The 4,193-nt window shown below is 68.3% G+C and carries 5 protein-coding genes; 2 read left to right on the top strand and 3 right to left on the bottom strand.

All coding sequences use genetic code 11. The features are described from left to right. A partial coding sequence (locus VGD20_RS13055; RefSeq protein WP_331134864.1) for a hypothetical protein occupies positions 1–306 on the top strand: 306 nt, incomplete at its 5' end. Positions 307–321: 15 nt separating this feature from the next. On the opposite strand, the gene VGD20_RS13050 is transcribed toward VGD20_RS13055, so the two are convergent. The 3 genes from VGD20_RS13050 to VGD20_RS13040 form a co-directional block, all read right to left on the bottom strand. After that, positions 322–1,719 (bottom strand): FAD/NAD(P)-binding protein, encoded by a 1,398-nt coding sequence (locus tag VGD20_RS13050; RefSeq protein ID WP_331134863.1) that lies wholly within the window; start codon positions 1,717–1,719, stop codon positions 322–324. A 2-nt stretch (positions 1,720–1,721) separates the two neighbouring features. Beyond that, positions 1,722–2,615 carry a TauD/TfdA dioxygenase family protein gene (locus VGD20_RS13045; protein WP_331134862.1) on the bottom strand — a complete coding sequence of 298 codons (894 nt, stop codon included), beginning with the start codon at positions 2,613–2,615 and terminating at the stop codon, positions 1,722–1,724. A 191-nt stretch (positions 2,616–2,806) separates the two neighbouring features. Then, positions 2,807–3,586, bottom strand: a complete 780-nt coding sequence (locus tag VGD20_RS13040) for an alpha/beta hydrolase (protein ID WP_331134861.1) — start codon at positions 3,584–3,586, stop codon at positions 2,807–2,809. Between the two features lie 244 nt (positions 3,587–3,830). Between VGD20_RS13040 and VGD20_RS13035 the strand changes: the two genes are divergently transcribed. Then, positions 3,831–4,193: hypothetical protein (locus VGD20_RS13035; protein WP_331134860.1), on the top strand; the 363-nt coding region annotated here is incomplete at its 3' end.

Here is a 4,193-nt window from a genome sequence, read left to right as displayed (position 1 = left end):
CGGGTCGGAATACCGCTGCGCTGGTCGGGCGATACGAACCGCGTGACCGCGACCCCGCCGGTGCGAGGCAGCCTCTATTATTATAATCCCGCGCGCGCCGCGAAGCCCAACGCGCGCATGGATGCCGCCGCCGCACCGCATTACCAGCCGCAGCCCGGCTGGCAGCTGGTCGAGCGGTTCCAGCCGCAGCCGAGCTGGCTCGCGCGGACGCTGGAGGCGGCAGGGGTCGCGCGCCTGCTGCCCGAGGCGGTCTGGCGCAAGCTCGACCATCCCAACGAGCCCGCCTATCTTTATCGGGTTCGCTAGAGGGCGAGCCGGGTCCTAAAGCCCCTCGCCGCCCGTCCAGTGCGCGTTGACGAGGCGGCGCGCAAGCGCGCTGACCTGGCCCCGGATATCGGGCACTGCGACGACTTCCCACAGGTCGCCGCGCGTCATCGGGCCGATCGCGAGGATATGGTCCGACGACCGGCCCGCCGCATCGACGACATGGCCGTCGCGGTCGATGTCGAGCCCGAGGCGCAGTGCGTCGGGGCGAATCCGCCGCGCGCCGAGCAGGCGGCGGATCAGCGGATCGGACGAGCGCAGCAGATCGCCCTGCGGCCCGGTGCAGTTGATCATCCGCGCCGCATGCGTTGTCACAAGGTCAGCCTCGCCGCGGGGCAGCCACGCAACGGCGAGCGTGTCGGGCTCGGCCGTAACACCGGCGATCTTGCCGGCGCGAAAATGGAGCTGCCCCGATGCGACGAGCGCGTCGATCCGGTCGGCAACCTCGGGCGCGAGCCGGTGGCGATGGATGTCCCAGAAGGGGCGGAGATGGCGCAGGAAACGCGCGCGCTTGTCGGCATCGGCCGCCGACCACATCATCTGCGTGATCGGGCGGATCGAATCGACGACAAGCCGCCAGTCGCGCTCCCGCGCCTCGCCCCGCGCCCAGTGCACCAGTTCGGAGAGGTCGGGCGCGGGTTTGGCGAGCACCGGTTTCGGGCGCGGCAGCCCGTCGATATGGCGATGCGGCCGCAGCCCGCGGCGCGAGAGTGCGGTGATCGGGCCTTCGTGACCGTGCGAAACAAGCCGCAGGATCACATCGACCGCGGTCAGCCCGGTGCCGACAACGAGCACCGGAGCGTGCTTGCCCAGCCCTTCCTCGAACGCGCTCGCCCACGGATCGCCGATATAGCGGTGCGACGGCAAATGTGCGCCATCGATCGCCGGCGGGTCGTGCGGCGGCAAATTGCCGATCGCGAGCACCGCGCGGTCGGCCTCGATCAGCCCGCCGTTGACGAGACCGAGCGTGACCTGCCCGCGCTTCTCCTCGATATCGAGCACTTCGTCGTCGACCAGCTTCAGCCGCCGGCCATAGGTCTCCATCGCCGCACGCAGCGTCTCGCGCAGGTAGCGACCATAGGTCGCGCGCGTCACGAACGCCGCTTCGCAGCCGAGCCCGCGCGCCGCCAGCCACTCGCAGAAATGGTCGGGCCGGTCGGCAAAGGCGCTCATATTGCCGGCGCGCACATTGAGCAGGTGCGACGTTTCGGTGCTGCTGTACGCGACCCCGGCGCCCATCCGGTGCCGGTCGCGCTCGATCAGCAGCACCTCGACATCGGGTTGTTCGAGCAGGTTGATCGCAAGCAATGTCCCCGAGAACCCCGCACCGACGATCGCGACGCGCGTCGCGGTGCGGAACCGTGGCCGCGGCGAGTGAAGCTGGGCCTCGATCATCCTCATCGCGTCACGATGTCGCCCGACACGGTGACGCGTTCGAGCGCGCGATATTCGGGCCAATAGTCGCCGACGGCATAATGCTGGGTCGAGCGATTGTCCCAGATGCCGATGGCGTTCGGGGTCCAGCGGAAACGCACCTGATATTCGGGCACCTTGATCCGGTCGAACAGTAGGCGGAGCAGGCTGTCGCTCTCCTCCTCGCTCACCCCGAGTATGCGGCTGGTGAAGGTGTAGTTGACGTAGAGGATCTTCTCGCCCGTTTCGGGATGCGAACGCACCACCGGGTGGCGCACCGGCGGGAAGTCGCGCGCGAGCTGCGCGCGCTTTTCCTCGGTGACGCGCCCACCGAAGCTGCGCACGATGTCATGCTCGGCCTCCAGCCCCTCGATGCGGTCCTTCACAGGCTGCGGCAGCCCGGCCCAGGCCGCAGCGGTGTCGGCCCACATCGTGTCGCCGCCGAGCGGCGGCAGGTGGCGCGCGCGGAGGATCGACGCGATCGACGGCCGTTCGCGGAAGGTCACATCGGTGTGCCATTTGTTATAGGCCTGAAACGGCGCGAGCGTTTCGGCGGTGAGCTGGACGCCCTCGACGCCCTCGATCTTCAATATCTCGGGATAGCCCTCGACCGAGGGGATCACCGGGTGGCCTTCGAGTTCGCCGAACAGGGCCCCAAGCCGGACGTGGCTCTCGTGGCTGATATCCTGGTCGCGAAAGAAGACGACCTTGAAGCGCAACCATGCAGCGCGCAGCAGTTCGGCTTCCGCCGACGACAGCGGCCGGTCGAGATCGAGGCCCGAGATTTCGGCACCGATTGTCGGGGTCGAAGGCGAAATCGAGACACCGAGCGAGCGCGCGGCATCGAACAGGTCGGGGGTCTGAGCCAGGCTGGCCATAAACAGTCTCCTCTCGTCGAACGGAACAGATCGAGCCGGTCGATTCGGCTATGCCCCGAACGCCCGAAGATAACTCAACTGATACAGTTGACAAGAGAAAGCGCGCCGAACCGTACGAAAGACGCGACTGACCGCGCCGGAGATTTTCCGGCGCGGTGGTTGGGAACGAGGCTTGCCCGATCCCCGCCGAATTATTCAGTGGCGGCTTCCTCGATCAACGAGGCGATCTCGGCGGGATGCGACACCATCAGCGCGTGCGAGCCATGTTCGATGCCGACGGTTTTGCGGGCGTGGGCGCGGGCGGCCATGAACTTCATCGTCGCGGCGGGAATGTTCCGGTCCTCGGCGCCATAGATGACATAGGTCGGCAGGCTCTTCCACGTCGCGGCGCGCGCCGCGTCGGTCAGCGCGGCCTGCGTGACGGGACGCTGCGTCGCGGCCATCAGCACCGCCTGTGCTTCGGGAACGTCGGCGGCGAACTGCGCGTGGAATTTGGCGGGCTGGATGTAGAGGTCGGTGCCGCCGTCCGGCAGACTGACCGGCGCAAGCGCCTCGCCAAGCGTGCTGCCGGGGAATTTGGCCGACAGCGCCAGCGCCGATTCGCCCGTATCGGGCAGGAAGCCGGCGACGTAGACGAGCGCCTTCACATTGGAATTGCCCTTGGCCGCCTCGGTGATGACGATGCCGCCATAGCTGTGGCCGACGAGGATCACGTGGCCCGGGATCGACCGCACGACCGAGGCGACGCTTGCGGCGTCGCCCGCGACGCTGCGCAGCGGATTGGCCACAGCGATCACCGGATAGCCGTCCTTCTCGAGCCGCGCGATGACGTCGCTCCAGCCCGATGAATCGGCAAAGGCGCCGTGGACGAGAACCACGGTGGGCTTGGCCGCGTCCTCGGCCGCCTGGGCGGGAATGGCGCCGGACATCAACAGCGCCGCGAGCGCCGCGGTACGAATAGAACGGTACATGATCGTCTCCTCGGGTTGGTATTTGCCGGAACGAGGCATGCCCGGCGGCCGCGCGCCGGCCTATCCGACCAAAGCATCTGGCCGGTGCACCAAGGGGATCGGATCGTAGCGACCAAAGCATAGGCCGCCCCCGCGGCTTCGCCATCCGGGGACGTCCCTTGGAACGATGGTTCGCGGCGGCCGTGCGCTGGCATCGCTTGGATCGCAGCGGGAGCCTTCCCGTCCAGCCCCGAAAGGATGCGAGATGACCAAGACCGTGCCGACCCCTTCGCCCCTCGAGCCCGCAACCCGCGCCTTCGTCGACGGGCTTCCCGACGGACCGCCGATCTACACGCTGGCGCCTGTCGACGCGCGCGCGGTGCTCTCGTCGGTCCAGCAATCGGTGTTGCCGCCGGCGCCGGCGGTCGACAGCGAAGACCGCACGCTGGCGCTGGGACCGACCGGATCGACCGATATCCGTATCATCCGGCCGGCGGGCCGCGCCGAAACATTGCCGCCCCACGCCGATCACGCGATAGGCGACCACGCCCAAAAGGCCGCCGCCGAGGAACGCGCCGACCGTCATCAGGTGGAGCCGCAGCTTGGCGGGGTCGTGACGCTTGGCCTG

Source organism: Sphingopyxis sp. (assembly GCF_036402335.1).
GTDB lineage: Bacteria > Pseudomonadota > Alphaproteobacteria > Sphingomonadales > Sphingomonadaceae > Sphingopyxis.
This window is presented reverse-complemented; position numbering and strand designations above follow the sequence as displayed.

Bases quoted from the DNA above. Each gene is read 5' to 3' on its own strand.
- VGD20_RS13050 (WP_331134863.1), bottom strand. From the start codon at position 1,719: ATGATCGAGGCCCAGCTTCACTCGCCGCGGCCACGGTTCCGCACCGCG.
- VGD20_RS13045 (WP_331134862.1), bottom strand. From the start codon at position 2,615: ATGGCCAGCCTGGCTCAGACCCCCGACCTGTTCGATGCCGCGCGCTCG.
- VGD20_RS13040 (WP_331134861.1), bottom strand. From the start codon at position 3,586: ATGTACCGTTCTATTCGTACCGCGGCGCTCGCGGCGCTGTTGATGTCC.